Raw genomic sequence first — 16,703 nt, forward strand, 5'->3', positions numbered from 1 at the left:
TTTTGCCTTTCATTGTCTTATCTAGGCGAAATGTGAAATGGCATCCTCATTTAGAGGATGCCATTTTTTTTATTGAAATTATTTGCATAATTTTCTCGAGGTTTACTAAAACAAGGCTGCATAAAATCAGCATTACCCCAATAAGCATGACTGGATGAACAACTTCCTTATAGAAGAGGCGGCCGATAGTTAAGGCGATTAGCGGCGACACGTACAGCCATGTCGAAGGTAGAAACGCATTCGTTTTTGCTACAAGATAATAATAGATTGTATGGGCAATCATGGACCCTGCTACAGTTAAATAAACAATAGATAAAAAACCCGGCATTGTTATAGCAGGTGCTGTTTCTCCAGTGAATAAGGATAAAAGCAGCAACAGCAGCCCTCCGTATATCATTTGTACAGCATTTAAAGCCATTGGGCTTTCTTCTTTGAAGGTTTCAACGGTCTTTCCAGAATAGATGGAGCCTGCTGCATAGCCAATTTGACCAATAAGGATGATTCCACACCCGATAATCCAATGGATGTCCCAAGCAATCGACAATCCTGGCAGAAAGAGACATACTACCCCGAGAAATCCTAATAGGACACCACAGATACTTGCTTTAGTAATTTTAACCCGCAAAAGGGCAGTCTGAATTAGGATAATCATGATTGGTGCTGAAGCAGACAAGACGGCTGCAATTCCTGAGGAAATAAATTGTTCGGCCCAATATAGACAGGCAAAGGTAATGAAAGTTAAAGATAATCCTGTAAGCATAAGCTCTTTGCGCCAAAGGAGCTTCCATGTCGTCTTTTTTCGGGCAAGCAATAATACGTAAAGAACGGCACCTGCTGCCATAAAGCGTATTCCAGCCGACAGGAATGGTGGAAAGCCTTCGTCGACACCTACCTTGATAGCTAAGAATGTTGTTCCGAAAATAAAACACATCAGACTGTATAAAAAAATGGTCATCATAATCCCTCCTGCCCTAATTGTAAGCCAGACAGGACAGACCAGATGAATTCATGTAGAACAGATTTAAGGAAATGGTACAATAATAATAAGTAGGAGGGGTTGGAAATGGTTATAAAATCGGAACATACTGCACTATACAAGCAAGTTTATGAATATATGCTGACCCGTATTCAAACAGGAGAGTGGGAAAAAGACAGACGGCTTCCCTCGGTAAGAAGTCTTGCAGAGCTGTTGGGGGTTCACCGCTTGACCATCTTAAAAGCGTATCAGCTTTTAAAGGAGGAAGGACATGTTTATGCAAAGGACAAAACAGGCTATTATTGTAAAAATAGTAATCTTTTAAGCGGGCCAGGAGAACAGCCTGCCATCTACTCTTATATACAGAACAGCATCTTGTCAGATATTCATCGTGAGCAAACCTTTTTTAAATTTTCTGCTGCTGTCATTGACCCGACTTTATTGCCAAACAGATACCTATCTCAGCATGCAAAGGAGATATTCGATAAATATCCTCATTTGCTAGGCACATATGCACCCGTAAAGGGAGATGAAGAACTGATTGCAGGTTTGTCAGCTTATTTTCAAAAGTATGACCGATTGTACATACATGAGGATTCAATTATTATCACATCCGGAGCACAGCAGGGCATTGATATTATTGCCAAGGTATTCGTTCAGGCACATGATCATGTGCTGATTGAAAGCCCAACATACAGTGGAGCAGCAGATATATTTGTAAACAGAGGCGCAAAACTAATTCCTGTTCCGATAACCTCAGCAGGTTTTTGTCTTGAGGAAGTAGAATTACTTATGAAGAAGCACAAGCCAAAGCTTTTCTATACAAATCCAACTTTTCATAATCCGACAGGCTATACGGTTCCGACTGAGCAAAGAAAGCAGCTGGCAGAGCTTGCCGAAAAATATCAATGTATTATTTTAGAAGATGATTCTTTCCATGAAATCTATTTCCACGAACCGCCGCCGCCGCCGATTTTCTCTTATGATACAGGAGGATATGTCATCTATTTACGAAGCTTTTGCAAATACATGGCTCCAGGATTAAGAATATGTGCGATGGTTGCCCATCCGAGTTTAACGAAATGGCTCATTAAAGGAAAGGCGCTCGCAGATAACGGAACACCATTGCTTAACCAAAAGGCCTTTTTATTTTATCTTACTTCGGATAGAGTCCGTACACATATGGAAAAACTGAGGATAGCTTTGCAGATAAGAAAGGAGACAATGGAAGAGGAACTAAAGGGTTATTTCAAATGGGACAGTCCAGGCGGAGGTCTTAATTTATGGGTTCGCCTTCATGATGCCATTGATAAAACCGCGTTGAAAGACAAGGCGCTTGAAAGTTCTGTTTCCTATGTACCAGGTTATATTTGTGATCCTCTTGAAAGAGATATTCCATATATAAGGCTCAGCTACTCCTACTTAAATGAGCAGGAAATCAAGAATGGAATGGAGCTTCTAACGAATATTTATGATTCCTTGACTAACGGAATGGATGATAAACCGAACAGGAGGTTATAATGGCAGAACTGGCTTATTATGTTGTGACAAGAAGAATTGAGTTCAACATGCAGGTTATAGATGAAGTAGAAAAATGCTTGATTCTATCGAGTGACAAAATCAAGACTGAAAATGCAGCCTTTTATTTAGAATCTGTTTATGACATATCTGTTAAAAAAACAAATAACCTCTATCAAATTCTTTATTTGCATACAAATAAAGGTGTTTTCTCTTTTATTGTTAAAGAAGATCCAGCTGACTTCATCCGTCAAGTGAAGGGGAAATTAAGAAAATAAAAAATGCTGCCGAAAAGCAGGCAGCATTTTTATTAGTCCTTGCTTGAGAGAATCCCAAAAATTCGCAAGATGTTGATGAATAGGTTAACAAAATCCAAATACAGATTCAATGCCATTAATGGAACCTGCTCTGCAGTTACGCCATAATGCTTCATTCTGTTAAAGTCGTACAGCACATATCCACTGAATACAAGCACGCCGATAAAGGAATAAGCAAGCATTGCTGTTGAGCTGATTGGCCAGATTATGTTGAAAATTCCAATGACGATTAATGCCAGCAAGGCTGCCATCAGCATGCCGCCAAGGAAGGACAGGTCACGTTTTGTCGTTGTTGCATAAACAGCCAGTCCAGCAAATACAATCGTTGTTGTTCCTAATGCCATAATGACAACATTCGCGCCTATTGTAGAAACATAATGGGACACGATTGGATATGTTGTAATACCTGAAATAAAGGTAAAGGCATAAAGGAAGGAGTATGACATAGACTTTCCTCTTCTCAAGAAGAAAGCGATAAAGAGCAATACGAGCTCCAATATAGCCAATGGTAAAAACAGAGAAGCTGGAACGAAATTCCCTGCTAAAGTACCGATAGTAGCAATTCCTAATGATAAGGCAAATGTCCTTAACACGGCAGGTAAATGATCCGTTTTCATACTATGTGTGTACATAAAGTCACTCCGTTGATATTATTTTAATATTTTTACGTTTAATAGAGGAGAAGGTTTCAAAAAAAAGCATTAATTTTCTTCTTCTCTGACGCGATCCTTCTTTAAAAGATCGCGGATTTCCATCAACAGCTCTTCCTTCGCATCAATGGAAGGGGCTTTTTCTTCAGCCATTTCTTCTTTCTTCTTTTTAAACTTGGAAAGCAGCTTAATAACCATAAAGATGGAGAAAGCCACAATAAAGAAATCTAGAATTGTCTGGATGAATTGTCCGTAAAGCACAGTTGCTTTACCGTATGTTATTTTAAGATTTGTTAAGTTAACACCGCCGAGGAGGACCCCGACAATAGGCATAATAATGTCATTTACGAGAGAGCTGACAATCTTGCTGAATGCTCCGCCGATGATAACACCGATTGCTAAGTCAATCACATTGCCTTTGACCGCAAAGGCTTTAAATTCTTTCCACATTGTTAAACTCCTAACTTTATTTTCGTTTTTAAATCTAGTAACGGATGCTGAATGAGCGGAAGTGCTCAGGCTCTTGCTCTGTAATATCGACATGATGGACAGCCGCAAAGCGGTTTCCCTTTTTTATGTCGTCTATAAAAGAGGCTAGTGTCTCCTTTGGTCCTGAGATAACTGCTTCAACAGAACCGTTGTCTTTGTTTCTGACCCAGCCGTTTACATTATATTCGATTGCTTTCATTTGTACAAAATAGCGAAAGCCGACTCCTTGAACCTTTCCAGTGATGGCAAGATGATATTGAATCATAATAATTATTCCTTCCATTATTGTTTTTAGGAATGCTAACTATAGGATAACATAAAAGTGAGCTCGGCCAAATCGAGACTTGGCATATGTTGAAATTGCCAATTCAAAAGGTTTGCAAAGATGGAAAAACCTAGATTTGTAGAAAGGAAGCCATTTTGTTAATATTAATAAGTACGTCTAATAAAGCAAATTAAATAAAGCAAATTACGTGTTTTTAAAATCAGGAGAAAATAATGAAACCATATATATACATTAGCATGCTTATACTGTGTGCTGTTTTAATTGTCGTTGGGACAATCCAATATAGTATTAACAAGAATAAAGAGAGTGAAGCTTCTGCTAAAGCAAGTGAAACTAAAAAAATCAATTGGATTATAGAAAATGCCATTTCGTCTATAACAATCAAAGAAGATAATGAAGTATATGAAGCATACTTGATCGGCGATGAAACAGAGAAATATACGCTAGAAGAAGACAATTTTCTTGGTGACAAGGATGATACCATTGTCGAGGGGGCTTTTTCGCTGTATTTAACAGCAGAGTCAGAAGATGATACAAAAGAATATAAACAAGTGATTAAGCTCAGAAATCCGCTTATCTTTAACACAAAAAATAAAAATATCAGTACTTATACTGTAAATAAACATAGTATTATTGCAATCTATCAGACGAAGTCTAAGGATAATACAGTTGCCTCTTTGTATGCAGTTGACGATGGGGAGCTTACATCCCTTACTACAACTGAAATTCCAGTGTTAAAACGGAAAATAAAGAGCATCCAGCAAAATTACTTGCAAACAGCAGAAAAAAAGCAGGATAACGTATATGAAGTGACTTCATGGACATTAGATTCAGGCCGTCTTCAGCTCAAAGAGGCAGACAAGACGTCCATTGACAATGAAAAGGCTATAGAGAGATGGGTGGAGGAAGAAGACTATTATTTGCCGTTCAAAAATCTCACTATATCCAAAGATATTTTGACTATAGCAGAACAGGGGATGCTGATGGGAAGCCAGTATCCGATTGGTACAAGTATTAGCGAAATAACAAAATCAAATGATGAATATATAAAAACAGAGCAAAATGATGGATTAATGATGGTCGAATATCCAGAAGTTACCTACTATTATGATGGGAAGACAAAGCAGGTAAACTCTATCGCCATTCCCGGCATGCGTTTAAAGGCCGACATGTCTGCAGTCAATAAGGCATTAGGCAAGCCGGAAGCCATCGCGGCAAACAAAGAAAATAACGGTTATATTGCCACATATTCGGCTAACCATTATGAAATGAAGTTTATTCTTGACAGCAATCAGCATGTCCAGTCGATTCAGCTTGTGAAAAAACAGGACAGCAAATGAAAAAGAACCTAGCAGGTAGGTCCTGCTAGGTTCTTAATGTTGAGTTGGTTATATTAGAAAGCCCAATCTCCGTTACGGAAGACAGCTTCTGTTTTACCGTCAGATGTAATACCGTCAATATCCATTTTGTCAGAACCAATCATGAAGTCTACATGCGTGATGCTCTCATTTAGGCCTGCAGAAGCTAATTCTTCGCTGGACATTGTTTTTCCGCCTTTAATACAGAATGCATAGGCGCTGCCGATTGCCAAATGGTTTGATGCGTTCTCATCAAACAATGTATTGTAATAAAGGATATTAGACTCTGAAATAGGGGAACGATGGGGCACAAGCGCCACTTCACCTAAATAGTGGGAGCCTTCATCTGTTTCCACAAGCTGTCGTAAAATTTCCTCCCCTTGTTCTGCCTTCACATCCACAATTCTGCCGTCCTTGAACGTAACCGAAAAGCGGTCGATGATATTTCCGCCGTAGCTTAGCGGCTTGGTGCTTGAAACAGTACCGTTTACACCTGTTTTGAATGGAACTGTGAACACTTCTTCTGTCGGCATATTTGCCATGAACTCGAAGCCTTTTTCATTAACACTTCCAGCTCCGCACCATAGATGGTTTTCGGGAAGCTCAATTGTTAAGTCTGTTCCAGGTGCTGTATAGTGCAGCTTTTTGTATGACTTGCTGTTTAAGTAATCTACTTTTTCATGAAGATTTTTATCGTGCTGCTTCCATGCCTCGATTGGTTCGTCTTGGTCCACTCTTGATGCTTTGAAGATAGCATCCCACAGCAGGTCAACACGCTTTTCTTCCGGCTCATTGGCAAAAACAGTGTTAGCCCATGCGACAGAAGGAACACCGATTACTGTCCAGCTGACCTTATCTGATTGCACATATTTGCGGAAAGTGCTTAATGCCTTTCCAGAAGCCTTTTGGAAGTTGGCAATTTTTTCAGTTGAAATGCCTTTAAGCAAATCAGGGCTAGAAGAGAGGACTGACATGAATGCAGCTCCGTCTTTGGCAAGCTCTTCTGTTTCTTTCGCTCTCCATTCAGGATATTCTAAAAATGCTTCACTTGGTGCAAGCTCGTACTTCGTTCTTGTAACGATGTCGTCCGTCCAATTTACAACGACATTTTTAGCGCCTGCTTCATATGCTTTTCTGACAACAAGACGAACAAATTCAGCTGCATCGATTGTTGTATTTACGACTAAAGTCTGTTCCGGCTGAATATTGACGCCAACTTTCACTGCAAGTTCTGCATATTTTTCTAAATTTTGTTGAAATGTACTCATGACCCATTCTCCTTTATTAAGAGCTAGTATGTAATGATTGCCTATTTTGGAATTTTAGAAAAGCCGTTCCACTTTATCAGTATAATGTATGACATAGGAAATCCTTTCATCCATTGTAGCTTGTTTATACATATAAATAAACTGATTTGTCTAATAGTTGCAGATTTATTTGTTGATGAAAGCTATGTTCCGATAATGCTTTTGCACAAACTCACTCTTATAATCGCAACAGAAGGCGTCACCTCCAGGTTTTTGCTATAATATAAAGACTATTACGATTCGGAGGAAATCATGAACCCATCTTTAAAAGCTGTTATTTTTGATTTTGACGGAGTTATTGCTGATACTGTGCATCTTTATTATGAGGCAACAAAAAGAGTTGCTGATGAGCTGGAGGTGTCCTATACAATGGAAGATAATCTTCGTTTTCAGGGGATACCAAGAAAAATATTAATGGACGAGCTTGCCAATAGATGTGCAAGAGAAGTGACAGAGGAGGAGAAACTGTTGCTTGGCAATAAAAAAGGGGAATACTACCGAGAACTGATTACCGGCTTTACGAATGACGATATGCTTCCAGGCATGTATGAATTCTTGTTTAGTCTGAAGGAATCGGGCATCAAGATGGGGATTGCCTCCTCAAGCTCCAATGCTCCATTTCTTTTAGAGAAATTCGGTATCAAGGATTGGTTTGGGTGTATCGTTGATCCTCATAAGCTGAAAAAAGGCAAGCCAGACCCAGAAATATTCCTTACAGCAGCAGATTGCCTTGGTATTCCCTATGACTGCTGTGCTGCAGTGGAAGATGGTGAGGCAGGATTGCAGGGCATTATGGCGACACCAATGTTCTCTGTGAGCATCGGAAGATCAGTTGAATTAAAGCAGGCGGAGTGGAATGTGCCAAGCACGGATCATTTGACCCTTGATGAACTGCTGCGCAGGTTTGCAAACAGATAAAAAAAATCCAGCAAGCATAGACTTTGCTGGATTTTTCTATTTATTGTCTTCCTCGGCCCACTTCTTTAAAGCAGCTTCAGCTCGGTTCTTCAGTGACAAAATATCTTCCTCTACTTTAAGGATATTTTGCTTTTTTTGTTCAATCAGCTTCAGTTGCTCTAATGTTGTTTCTAAAATTTTCTCTAGCTTTTCTCTTTGCAGATTCGTTCCCTTTACTTGGCGGTAATCTAGTTTTTGCAGCTCTAAAGCATCACTTAAGGCAATGAAATCCTGGAGTTCCTGAAGAGAAAAACCGAGAACATCCTTAGCATTCGTTATTTTTTTTAACAGTGACACATGTTCTTCTGTATATAAACGGTATCCGCCATCGCTTCTTTGTGGAGAAGGAATTAATCCTATCTGCTCATAATAACGAATGGTCCGTTTCGTTAATCCGCTCATTTTTGCTACATCATCAATTTTTAACAGTTCCATAGCTCTTGCTCCTTTTAGATAATGCTCCCATTCAGGCAGCAGTATTGCGTTAAATCTTACTAATAACTTTGGCATATTAAAAAGAAAAGAGCAAGTGATTCACTGACAAACATTAACGTTGACGTAAACGTTAATTAGGTCTATACTTTTATTTGGATTATTAAATGTATTAAATTATAAAAAGAAGGTTGATATGAATGAGCAGGGAGACTGTTACGTCATTAGAAACACCAAACAAGCAGCCGCTTGTTATATGGGTCATCTTTTTTGCAACCATCATTTCCTTTATGGGACTTGGGCTGGTTGATCCAATCCTGCCAGCGATTGCTGTGCAATTGGATGCGACACCAAGCCAGGTGTCTTTATTGTTTTCCAGCTATAACTTGATTACAGGAATTGCTATGCTGATTACAGGAGTGGTTTCAAGCAGAATTGGTATAAAGTGGACGTTGTTGACAGGAATTTTGTTTACAATTGTCTTTGCTGGATTAGCTGGATCGTCTAACGGTATTTGGCAGATTGTCGGTTTCCGCGGTGGATGGGGACTTGGGAATGCTTTATTTATCGCAACAGCGTTGTCCGCTATCGTAGGCCTGTCAACTGGTGGAACGGCAAAAGCGATAATTTTATATGAGGCAGCCATTGGACTGGGGATCTCAGTAGGACCTCTTCTAGGAGGAGAATTGGGTTCCATTTCGTGGAGAGGCCCATTTTTCGGTGTAAGCATATTAATGATTATTGCGTTTTTGGCATTATTGCTGAAAATGCCTAAATTAGAAAAGCCGAAGGTAAAAAGCTCTGTATTAGATCCGATCAAGGCACTTAAATACCCAGGCTTATTTCGGTTAGGCCTGACTGCCTTTTTATACAATATTGGATTCTTTACATTGATGGCGTACTCACCATTCGTAATGGAATTAGATGAACATGGTTTAGGATATGTCTTCTTAGGGTGGGGATTATGTCTCGCAATTACATCAGTCTTGATTGCGCCAAGGCTGCAGGAAAAATTCGGTACAATTAAATCCATGACTGCTATGCTGCTGTTATTTGCGCTGACTTTACTTACGATGGGTATTTGGACAGACAGCAAGGAAGTGGTTATCTTATCTGTTATTGTGGCAGGTCTTTTCTTAGGCACAAATAATACACTGATTACTACAGCCGTTATGGAGGTTGCTCCTGTTGAAAGAGCTACAGCCTCAGCTGCTTACAGCTTTGTCCGCTTTTTTGGTGGTGCGGTTGGTCCATGGCTTGCAAATAAATTGGCAGAGGTTTATTCACCTCATGTGCCGTTTATAGTTGGAGCAGTGTTTGTATTGCTTGCGATGGTAACTGTTGCAACAGGCAGAAAACATCTTCATCACGTGGACCGGATTTCTCATTAAAAAAAGTAGACCATAGGGTCTACTTTTTTTATTTATCTTCATCCTTATTCATAGCGGCCTTTAATAAATCACCAAGGCTGTTACCGAAGCTTTCATCCTTCGTATACTTTTGCACAAGTTTGCGTTCTTCCTTTTTGCTGACGGATTTTTTACGGTCAGCAGCCTTTTCAACTACATTACATGAGCGGCATTGGAAGTATGTTCCTGCTACTCCGTTATGAATTTCCATTTTCTTATGGCATTGCGGGCAACGCTTGTTGGAAAGCTTAGGGTCCTTCCGTTTGCTGAAATTGCAATCCATGCTTGAGCAGACAAGAAGTTTGCCGTTTTTCGTGTTTTTCTCTTTCAAGAAAGATCCGCACTCAGGACATTTTGATCCAGTCAGATTTTGGATTTTATAGGCTTTATTGCTATTTTTGATTTCCAAAATAAACTGCTTTGTCTGTTGCTTGATTTCCTCCATGAATTTATCTGGATTTGCTTTGCCTTTTGCAATATCTTCTAATTTTTTCTCCCATTGTGCTGTCAGCTCAGGCGACGTCAAGTCATCATTGACAAGTTCAAGGAGTTGTTTACCTTTTTGAGTTGAATAAAAGCGGCCGTTTTGTCGTTCTACAACCTCTGTGGCGACAAGACGCTCAATAATTTCTGCTCTTGTTGCTGGTGTACCAAGTCCGAATTTCTCCATTTTCCCGAGGATATCAGCCTCACTGTAGCGAAGCGGCGGCTCTGTCCACTTTTGTTCGCTTTTTATAGAATGAACACGGACCTCCTCACCTTGCTTCACGGAGCTTAGCAGAGGATTGTTTGCAATTTTTGCACCTGTTAATACTTTAAAGCCTGGTTCGATAACATTCGTATCGTGGATGACAAATTGATGTTCGCCAATTGTCAGTGTTGTCGCAATAACCTCATATCTATGCTTCGGATAGAACAGGCATAAGAATCTTTTCACAATTAAATCGTAAATTTTCTTTTCGTCTCCATCAAGCTTGTGTAGGAATACTGGCTGTTCTGTCGGAATGATGGCATGGTGATCAGAGACCTTGTCATTATTAAATATATTAGGAGCTTCCACTTTGCCTTTTTTAACAAGCAGCTTTTGAGTTTCTTCTTTATAAGCGGCTGACACGCTTTGCAGTCTGTCAAACATCGTATCCTTCATATCTGTCGTTAAGTAGCGGGAATCTGTCCTTGGGTATGTCACTAATTTATGCTGCTCATACAGCTTTTGAAGGACATTTAATGTCTTTTTCGCTGAGAAGCCGAAAATCTTATTCGCATCGCGCTGTAGTTCTGTTAAGTCATACGGTAGCGGATGGTGTTCTGTTTTCTCTTTGCGTGTCATGGAGACAACTTTTGCTTGTTTATCTTTTGTACTGTTAATAATGGCTTCCATTTGTTCTTTTGAGAAAACTCGCTTTTCGCCATTCTTTTCATAGTGAGCAGTTGATTCACCGATTCTTGCACTAATTGTCCAATATTCCTTTGGAACGAATGCTTGAATTTGTTTCTCTCTTTCAATAACTAGAGACAGAGTAGGTGTCTGCACTCTTCCTGCAGAAAGCGGGTCATTAAACTTTGTTGTTAAAGCTCGGGATACGTTTAAGCCAATCAGCCAATCAGCTTGTGCTCGGCAAACAGCGGAAGCATAAAGCCGGTCGAACTCTTTGCTTGGCTTTAAGCTGCGGAAACCGTCAAGGATAGCTTTGTCAGTCTGAGAAGAAATCCAGAGACGCTTCATCGGTTTTTGGAAGCGGATTTTATCCAATATCCATCTCGCAACTAATTCTCCTTCACGCCCAGCATCTGTTGCAATGATGCACTCTTTAATGTCTTTTCTTTTAGCAAGCTGTTCAATCGCCTTATATTGGTGGCTAGTTTGCTTCATAACTTTAAGATCCATCTTTATAGGAATAATTGGCAAGTCGTCTAAATTCCAAGTTTTATATTTAGGGTCATAATGCTCTGGCATCTTTAATTCAATTAAATGGCCTAATGCCCATGTCACAATATATTTGTCTGATTCTATATAGCTTTTCGCTGTCTTTTGGCATCCGAGAACTCTGGCAATCTCTCTGGCCACACTCGGTTTTTCACAAAGTACAAGTGATTTCATATTTGCTCCTTCCAGCACCTGTTTTTCTAATAAACAAGCTAAGTTAGCTTGCAATTTTTAGGTCTTATCAACAATAGTATACCATTTGTTGTAATGGAAGTGATAAAAGGGAGGTTGGTTATGAGGGAAGGGCAGCCGGCAAGGAGCCGGCTTGCCTAGCAGTCAGTCTTCTTCTATACGATTTTTAAATGCTTCTTGTGTGACGATAAATTCCTCGTCTTCAGGTGCATCCTCTGCATGTGTATGTTTTCTTACACCCTCTGGAAGCGGACCAGGATGATGTTTTTTCTTATGTTCGAAATCTTTTCCTCTTGCCATCATTACACCCCTTTCTTTTCTTTTATATTGTCCTGAAAAATAAGAATTCCTATTCTTGTACGAAACAATTTTTAAATGGATATTATCGAGCATTTTAAGATAGGTTGTAAGTTATAATAAAAATAAAGGAAAGGATGTGCAAATCATGGATTTCTCTACAATCGTTTCGGAAGACAAGATAAAAAGAGCGTATCAAGAAGGTGAATTTAATAATTTGCCGGGATTTGGTAAACCGCTGCCTAAAGACAGCTTGGCAGCAGTGCCAGAGGAACTGCGCATGGCTTACCGGATTTTGAAAAACAGCGGCTTTTCTCTGGAAGAAAATGAACTAAAGCAAGAGCTGCTTACAATAGAGAATCTCTTGAAGGCATGTGCTGATAAAGATGAAGCGGCCGAATTGCAGACGAAATATAACCAGAAGCAGATACAATTCCATAAAATGATGAAAAAACGGACAGGGAACAGCCATTCAAAACTTTTCGGCAGCTACCAGCAAAAGGTAGAAGATAGGCTGACCCGCTAAGTTCATACTCTGATGATGCTGAAATAGGCATCTTTTTTTTGTGTTTTTACAGTGTTCAAAAAAAGTTCACAAAAATCATATAAATAAAAATCACTTTTTTTCTAAAAATTTGCTGGGAAATGTCGAAGAAAAGGAAGAGAAAGTAATCAAACTGTAATGAAACAAAAAAGCAATAGTAATAAAAGATAGAAGAAATAAACTGTAAGATAGGTGGTTTTTATGGATAAAACATCATTAATTGGTATCATACTAGCAATCGTTGCAGTAGGGGTCGGAATGGTCTTCAAAGGGGTAAGTCCTTCCGTGCTTGCCAACCCAGCAGCCCTTCTGATTATCGTATTAGGGACTATAGCGGCAGTTGTCATCGCCTTCCCTACTAGTGAAATTAAAAAGGTTCCTAAATTATTTGGCATCATCTTTAAGGAACAAAAGGTTCCAGATACGAAGGAATTAATCCGCATGTTTTCTGAGTGGGCACAATTAGCTCGTAAAGAAGGTCTTTTGGCATTAGAATCAAAAACTGACGAAGTAGAAGACCCATTTTTGAAAAATGGCTTGTCTATGTCAGTAGACGGACAAAGTGCTGAGTATATTCGTGATGTTCTATCAGAAGAAATTGAAGCAATGGAAGAGCGCCATCAAGCTTCCGCATTAATCTTTACACAAGCAGGAACATATGCACCGACACTTGGAGTGCTTGGGGCCGTTATTGGTCTTATTGCTGCACTAGGTTATATGGATGATTCAGAAGGATTGGGACATGCAATTTCTGCTGCGTTCGTTGCAACAATGCTTGGTATCTTTACAGGGTACGTATTATGGCATCCATTTGCCAATAAGTTGAAAAGAAAATCAAAAATTGAAGCGAAACAAAAATATTTAATGATTGAAGGTATCCTTTCTATCCTAGAAGGGGAAGCACCACGTGTTATCGAACAAAAACTAGCATCTTATTTGCCGATTTCTGAAAGGAAAAAATTCCTAGAAGAACTGGAAGGCAGCGTGAGCGCTAATGAGTAAAAAAAGAAAGAAAAAGGAGCATCATGAGGAGCATGTAGACGAATCATGGCTTGTTCCATACGCAGATTTGCTGACACTACTGCTGGCATTGTTTATCGTTCTTTATGCAATGAGCTCTGTTGATCAGAAAAAGTTTGCTGCATTGGCAGAAGTTTTTAATCAAGAATTTCAAGCAGGTACTGGTATCTTTGAATATCCAAGTCCTACTCCTGTAGAAGTAGAAGAGAAGTCTGACTTAGATGAGAACAATAAAACCGAAGGTGACGCTGCAGAAGAAAAAACCTCTGCTAATAAAGAAGTGTCAGAAGAAGAGTTAACCGAAGCTCAGCAAAAGCAGGATCAAGAAGAATTGCAAGGTATTCAAGATAAAGTTAATAGTTATATAGAAAAGAACAATTTGGAGGACAAGCTGGAAACCTCGTTAACAGATGAAGGCCTGCTTGTTTCCATCAGAGATAATGTTCTGTTTGCCTCTGGTAGCGCCAATATCCGCGGAAAAGACGAACATCTAGTTTCCGAGATTTCTAAACTATTAGTTATGGAGCCGCCGAGAAGCATCATAGTCAGCGGACATACAGACGATGTGCCAATCAAAAATTCTGAATTTGATTCAAACTGGGATTTAAGTGTTTCAAGAGCAATCAATTTCATGAAGCTGTTAATGGATAATAACAAGCTGAACCCAAGTTCCTTTAGTGCAAAAGGCTATGGAGAATTCAAGCCAATTGCCAGCAATAAAACAGAAGAAGGAAGAGAAAAGAACAGACGTGTTGAAATCTTAATACAGCCGAGAACCGTTTCAGAAGACTAGAGATAGTCTTCTTTTTTTTGTGAAAAAACAGTGAATTGGAAAAATTAGAAATTAAGACTTGTTCTCTAATTAACAAAAGTTTATAATATAAACAAAAGTTTAAAAAGCTGATACATACTGTTCGGGGGTGAAAATATGAATGAAAAAGAGATTACCATTTTGCAGCTTATCCAAGAGAACCCTTTTCTAACACAAAATGAACTAGCAGAAAAAACAGGGTTATCCAGATCAGCGGTTGCCGGGTATATTTCTGCTTTAACACGTGAAGGAAAACTTCTTGGGCGTGCTTATGTTTTGCCGCAGAAAAAAGAAGTTATTTGCATTGGTGGAGCTAATATTGACAGGAAGATTCAAGTGGAGGAAAGAATTAAGTTTGGAACCTCCAACCCTGCCAGCACCAGTCAGTCCTGTGGCGGGGTTGCCCGGAATATTGCGGAGAATCTTGGCCGGCTTGGAATGGACAGCTCCTTATTGACTATGGTTGGAGCAGATCATGGCGGGGATTGGATCATCGATTATACGAAGCTCTATGCTGATATGAAGCCGACTATTATCTCAGAAGAGTATGCAACAGGCACTTACACTGCTCTTCTTGATGTAGAAGGGGAGATGACTGTCGCTTTAGCTGATATGTCGATATACGACAGTATGACACAAGACGTTATTGAAAAACGCTGGGGGCATATTGCGTCATCTGAATTGATTATATTAGACACTAATTTCCCTGCAGACGTGCTAGAGCAAATCATTGTCAGATGCAGGAAGGAAAATCTCCAGCTTTGTGTTACTCCAGTTTCTTCTCCTAAAGTGAAGAAGCTGCCAAGTGACTTAAGAGGGGTGACATGGCTGATTGCCAATAAGGACGAGGCAGAGGCATTGTCAGAAATGAAAATCTATGAAGAAGGAGACTTCTTTAAAGCAGCTGAAATCATCATGAAAAAGGGTGTTGAACGGGTTGTAATTACCCGTGGTGACAAGGGCTTAATATTCTTTACGAAGCTTGGAGAAGCCGGTGTTATTTTGCCGCCTCCTGTTGAGGTTGCAGATGTAACAGGTGCAGGAGATTCTTTAGTTGCCGGAATCATGTACTCGTATTTAAAAGGATTAAATACGGAAAACTCCTGTAAAATTGGGGTTGCCTGCTCATTAATGACACTGCAATCACATGAAACAGTCAACCCGTTATTAAATCAGAAGAAATTGCAAGACACGTTCAAAAAATACTTTGATTAAAGGAGATATTATAAATGAAAACAGAATGGCTAGAGTATTCAGTAGAGGTATTAGAAGCAAAGAAGAACAATAAAGCGATTGTAGCCCTTGAGTCGACAATCATTTCACATGGTATGCCTTATCCGCAAAATGTGGAGACAGCGAAAGAAGTAGAGGATATCATCCGCAAAAATGGAGCAGTTCCAGCAACGATTGCCATTATTGACGGAAAGATTAAAATCGGGCTTTCAGATGATGAAATTGAATTTTTGGCGAAAAGCGATGATATTGAGAAAGCAAGCAGAAGAGATTTGCCATATTTGATTGCCAATAAGAAAAATGGTGCAACTACTGTTGCTGCGACAATGATCTGTGCTGAGCTTGCCGGGATTGAAGTGTTCGTTACAGGAGGCATCGGGGGAGTCCACCGTGAGGCAGAACAGACAATGGACATATCTGCTGATTTGCAGGAATTGGCTCAAACAAGTGTGGCAGTTGTGTGTGCAGGAGCAAAGTCAATCCTTGATATCGGCTTGACACTTGAGTATTTAGAAACATTTGGTGTGCCGGTTGTTGGATATGGCACTGAAATATTGCCGGCATTCTATACAAGAACAAGCCCATTTAATGTAAACTTCCGTATTGATGAGCCAGGTTTGGCGGCTGACATGATTCGTACGAAATGGGAGCTTGGCTTAAAAGGCGGTGTGGTAATTGCTAATCCGATACCAGAAGAGGATGCAATGGAAGAATCCTATATAACGAACATCATTGAAACTGCATTGAATGAAGCAAAAACAAACGGCATCAGCGGGAAAAATGTTACACCATTCTTGCTTAGCAAAGTAAAGGAACTGACAGAAGGATCAAGTCTGACAGCTAATATCGCATTAGTGAAAAATAATGCTGAGGTCGGCTCTAAGATTGCTGTTGAACTAAATAAATAATAAATGACTGGCAAAAGGCTATATGGTGCTTTCTTTAACAGGGAAGCTTCCATATGCCTTTTTTTTTAGGAA

The 16,703-nt window shown here is 39.6% G+C and carries 18 protein-coding genes; 10 read left to right on the forward strand and 8 right to left on the reverse strand.

Translation table 11 applies throughout. The features are described from left to right. Window positions 1-46 precede the first annotated feature (46 nt). Window positions 47-958 (reverse strand): DMT family transporter, encoded by a 912-nt coding sequence (locus ACLIJJ_RS18590; protein WP_325169582.1) that lies wholly within the window; start codon window positions 956-958, stop codon window positions 47-49. 105 nt (window positions 959-1,063) lie between these two features. Between ACLIJJ_RS18590 and ACLIJJ_RS18595 the strand changes: the two genes are divergently transcribed. After that, a complete protein-coding gene (locus tag ACLIJJ_RS18595) occupies window positions 1,064-2,497 on the forward strand; it encodes an aminotransferase-like domain-containing protein (protein WP_233316305.1) in 1,434 nt (477 codons plus the stop codon). Then, window positions 2,497-2,772, forward strand: a complete 276-nt coding sequence (locus tag ACLIJJ_RS18600) for a hypothetical protein (protein ID WP_192486536.1) — start codon at window positions 2,497-2,499, stop codon at window positions 2,770-2,772. The genes ACLIJJ_RS18595 and ACLIJJ_RS18600 overlap by 1 nt, the downstream gene beginning before the upstream one ends. Window positions 2,773-2,804: 32 nt before the next feature. Here the strand turns inward: ACLIJJ_RS18600 and ACLIJJ_RS18605 are convergent, their stop codons facing one another. From ACLIJJ_RS18605 to ACLIJJ_RS18615, 3 genes are all read right to left on the reverse strand, one after another. Beyond that, complete coding sequence (locus ACLIJJ_RS18605; protein WP_192486535.1) at window positions 2,805-3,443, reverse strand: Bax inhibitor-1/YccA family protein; 639 nt, start codon at window positions 3,441-3,443, stop codon at window positions 2,805-2,807. A gap of 69 nt (window positions 3,444-3,512) precedes the next feature. Then, complete coding sequence (gene mscL / locus ACLIJJ_RS18610) at window positions 3,513-3,911, reverse strand: large conductance mechanosensitive channel protein MscL (protein WP_192486534.1); 399 nt, start codon at window positions 3,909-3,911, stop codon at window positions 3,513-3,515. Between the two features lie 34 nt (window positions 3,912-3,945). Continuing rightward, entirely contained in the window at window positions 3,946-4,215 is a 270-nt protein-coding gene (locus ACLIJJ_RS18615) for an acylphosphatase (protein ID WP_192486538.1), read from the reverse strand. Window positions 4,216-4,448: 233 nt separating this feature from the next. Here ACLIJJ_RS18615 and ACLIJJ_RS18620 point away from each other — a divergent pair, with 233 nt between their 5' ends. Next, window positions 4,449-5,576, forward strand: a complete 1,128-nt coding sequence (locus tag ACLIJJ_RS18620; protein ID WP_233316308.1) for a DUF4309 domain-containing protein — start codon at window positions 4,449-4,451, stop codon at window positions 5,574-5,576. A 53-nt stretch (window positions 5,577-5,629) separates the two neighbouring features. Here ACLIJJ_RS18620 and ACLIJJ_RS18625 read toward each other — a convergent pair whose 3' ends face one another. Next, window positions 5,630-6,862, reverse strand: a complete 1,233-nt coding sequence (locus tag ACLIJJ_RS18625) for an aminopeptidase (RefSeq protein WP_411411460.1) — start codon at window positions 6,860-6,862, stop codon at window positions 5,630-5,632. A gap of 291 nt (window positions 6,863-7,153) precedes the next feature. Here ACLIJJ_RS18625 and pgmB point away from each other — a divergent pair, with 291 nt between their 5' ends. Beyond that, the gene (gene pgmB, locus ACLIJJ_RS18630) at window positions 7,154-7,819 is read left to right on the forward strand and encodes a beta-phosphoglucomutase (protein WP_411411461.1); all 666 of its coding nucleotides are present in this window, start codon (window positions 7,154-7,156) and stop codon (window positions 7,817-7,819) included. A gap of 36 nt (window positions 7,820-7,855) precedes the next feature. Here pgmB and ACLIJJ_RS18635 read toward each other — a convergent pair whose 3' ends face one another. Continuing rightward, on the reverse strand, window positions 7,856-8,293 hold the full coding sequence (locus ACLIJJ_RS18635; RefSeq protein ID WP_192486530.1) for a MerR family transcriptional regulator: 438 nt from the start codon (window positions 8,291-8,293) through the stop codon (window positions 7,856-7,858). Window positions 8,294-8,490: 197 nt separating this feature from the next. Between ACLIJJ_RS18635 and ACLIJJ_RS18640 the strand changes: the two genes are divergently transcribed. Then, entirely contained in the window at window positions 8,491-9,681 is a 1,191-nt protein-coding gene (locus ACLIJJ_RS18640) for an MFS transporter (RefSeq protein WP_192486529.1), read from the forward strand. A 28-nt stretch (window positions 9,682-9,709) separates the two neighbouring features. On the opposite strand, the gene ACLIJJ_RS18645 is transcribed toward ACLIJJ_RS18640, so the two are convergent. Both ACLIJJ_RS18645 and ACLIJJ_RS18650 read right to left on the reverse strand, forming a co-directional pair. Then, entirely contained in the window at window positions 9,710-11,800 is a 2,091-nt protein-coding gene (locus ACLIJJ_RS18645) for a DNA topoisomerase III (RefSeq protein ID WP_237940677.1), read from the reverse strand. Between the two features lie 162 nt (window positions 11,801-11,962). After that, on the reverse strand, window positions 11,963-12,121 hold the full coding sequence (locus ACLIJJ_RS18650) for a hypothetical protein (RefSeq protein ID WP_233316311.1): 159 nt from the start codon (window positions 12,119-12,121) through the stop codon (window positions 11,963-11,965). A 142-nt stretch (window positions 12,122-12,263) separates the two neighbouring features. On the opposite strand from ACLIJJ_RS18650, the gene ACLIJJ_RS18655 reads away from it, so the two are divergent. The 5 genes from ACLIJJ_RS18655 (at window position 12,264) to ACLIJJ_RS18675 (ending at window position 16,631) form a co-directional block, all read left to right on the forward strand. Next, a complete protein-coding gene (locus ACLIJJ_RS18655; RefSeq protein WP_192486527.1) occupies window positions 12,264-12,641 on the forward strand; it encodes a DnaJ family domain-containing protein in 378 nt (125 codons plus the stop codon). Window positions 12,642-12,860: 219 nt separating this feature from the next. Beyond that, entirely contained in the window at window positions 12,861-13,661 is an 801-nt protein-coding gene (gene motA / locus ACLIJJ_RS18660; protein WP_192486526.1) for a flagellar motor stator protein MotA, read from the forward strand. After that, window positions 13,654-14,472, forward strand: a complete 819-nt coding sequence (gene motB, locus ACLIJJ_RS18665; protein WP_237940679.1) for a flagellar motor protein MotB — start codon at window positions 13,654-13,656, stop codon at window positions 14,470-14,472. Before motA ends, motB begins: the two co-directional genes overlap by 8 nt. 135 nt (window positions 14,473-14,607) lie before the next feature. Further along, a complete protein-coding gene (locus ACLIJJ_RS18670; protein WP_192486524.1) occupies window positions 14,608-15,705 on the forward strand; it encodes a carbohydrate kinase in 1,098 nt (365 codons plus the stop codon). Between the two features lie 14 nt (window positions 15,706-15,719). Beyond that, window positions 15,720-16,631, forward strand: a complete 912-nt coding sequence (locus tag ACLIJJ_RS18675; protein ID WP_192486523.1) for a pseudouridine-5'-phosphate glycosidase — start codon at window positions 15,720-15,722, stop codon at window positions 16,629-16,631. Window positions 16,632-16,703: the final 72 nt, after the last annotated feature.

It is taken from the genome of Niallia laureatilytica (assembly GCF_046613985.1).
In the GTDB taxonomy this organism is placed as follows: domain Bacteria; phylum Bacillota; class Bacilli; order Bacillales; family Cytobacillaceae; genus Niallia.

Coding starts and splice junctions, on each gene's coding strand:
- ACLIJJ_RS18590 (WP_325169582.1), bottom strand. CDS start 958: ATGATGACCATTTTTTTATACAGTCTGATGTGTTTTATTTTCGGAACA.
- ACLIJJ_RS18595 (WP_233316305.1), top strand. CDS start 1,064: ATGGTTATAAAATCGGAACATACTGCACTATACAAGCAAGTTTATGAA.
- ACLIJJ_RS18600 (WP_192486536.1), top strand. CDS start 2,497: ATGGCAGAACTGGCTTATTATGTTGTGACAAGAAGAATTGAGTTCAAC.
- ACLIJJ_RS18605 (WP_192486535.1), bottom strand. CDS start 3,443: ATGTACACACATAGTATGAAAACGGATCATTTACCTGCCGTGTTAAGG.
- mscL (WP_192486534.1), bottom strand. CDS start 3,911: ATGTGGAAAGAATTTAAAGCCTTTGCGGTCAAAGGCAATGTGATTGAC.
- ACLIJJ_RS18615 (WP_192486538.1), bottom strand. CDS start 4,215: ATGATTCAATATCATCTTGCCATCACTGGAAAGGTTCAAGGAGTCGGC.
- ACLIJJ_RS18620 (WP_233316308.1), top strand. CDS start 4,449: ATGAAACCATATATATACATTAGCATGCTTATACTGTGTGCTGTTTTA.
- ACLIJJ_RS18625 (WP_411411460.1), bottom strand. CDS start 6,862: ATGAGTACATTTCAACAAAATTTAGAAAAATATGCAGAACTTGCAGTG.
- pgmB (WP_411411461.1), top strand. CDS start 7,154: ATGAACCCATCTTTAAAAGCTGTTATTTTTGATTTTGACGGAGTTATT.
- ACLIJJ_RS18635 (WP_192486530.1), bottom strand. CDS start 8,293: ATGGAACTGTTAAAAATTGATGATGTAGCAAAAATGAGCGGATTAACG.
- ACLIJJ_RS18640 (WP_192486529.1), top strand. CDS start 8,491: ATGAGCAGGGAGACTGTTACGTCATTAGAAACACCAAACAAGCAGCCG.
- ACLIJJ_RS18645 (WP_237940677.1), bottom strand. CDS start 11,800: ATGAAATCACTTGTACTTTGTGAAAAACCGAGTGTGGCCAGAGAGATT.
- ACLIJJ_RS18650 (WP_233316311.1), bottom strand. CDS start 12,121: ATGATGGCAAGAGGAAAAGATTTCGAACATAAGAAAAAACATCATCCT.
- ACLIJJ_RS18655 (WP_192486527.1), top strand. CDS start 12,264: ATGGATTTCTCTACAATCGTTTCGGAAGACAAGATAAAAAGAGCGTAT.
- motA (WP_192486526.1), top strand. CDS start 12,861: ATGGATAAAACATCATTAATTGGTATCATACTAGCAATCGTTGCAGTA.
- motB (WP_237940679.1), top strand. CDS start 13,654: ATGAGTAAAAAAAGAAAGAAAAAGGAGCATCATGAGGAGCATGTAGAC.
- ACLIJJ_RS18670 (WP_192486524.1), top strand. CDS start 14,608: ATGAATGAAAAAGAGATTACCATTTTGCAGCTTATCCAAGAGAACCCT.
- ACLIJJ_RS18675 (WP_192486523.1), top strand. CDS start 15,720: ATGAAAACAGAATGGCTAGAGTATTCAGTAGAGGTATTAGAAGCAAAG.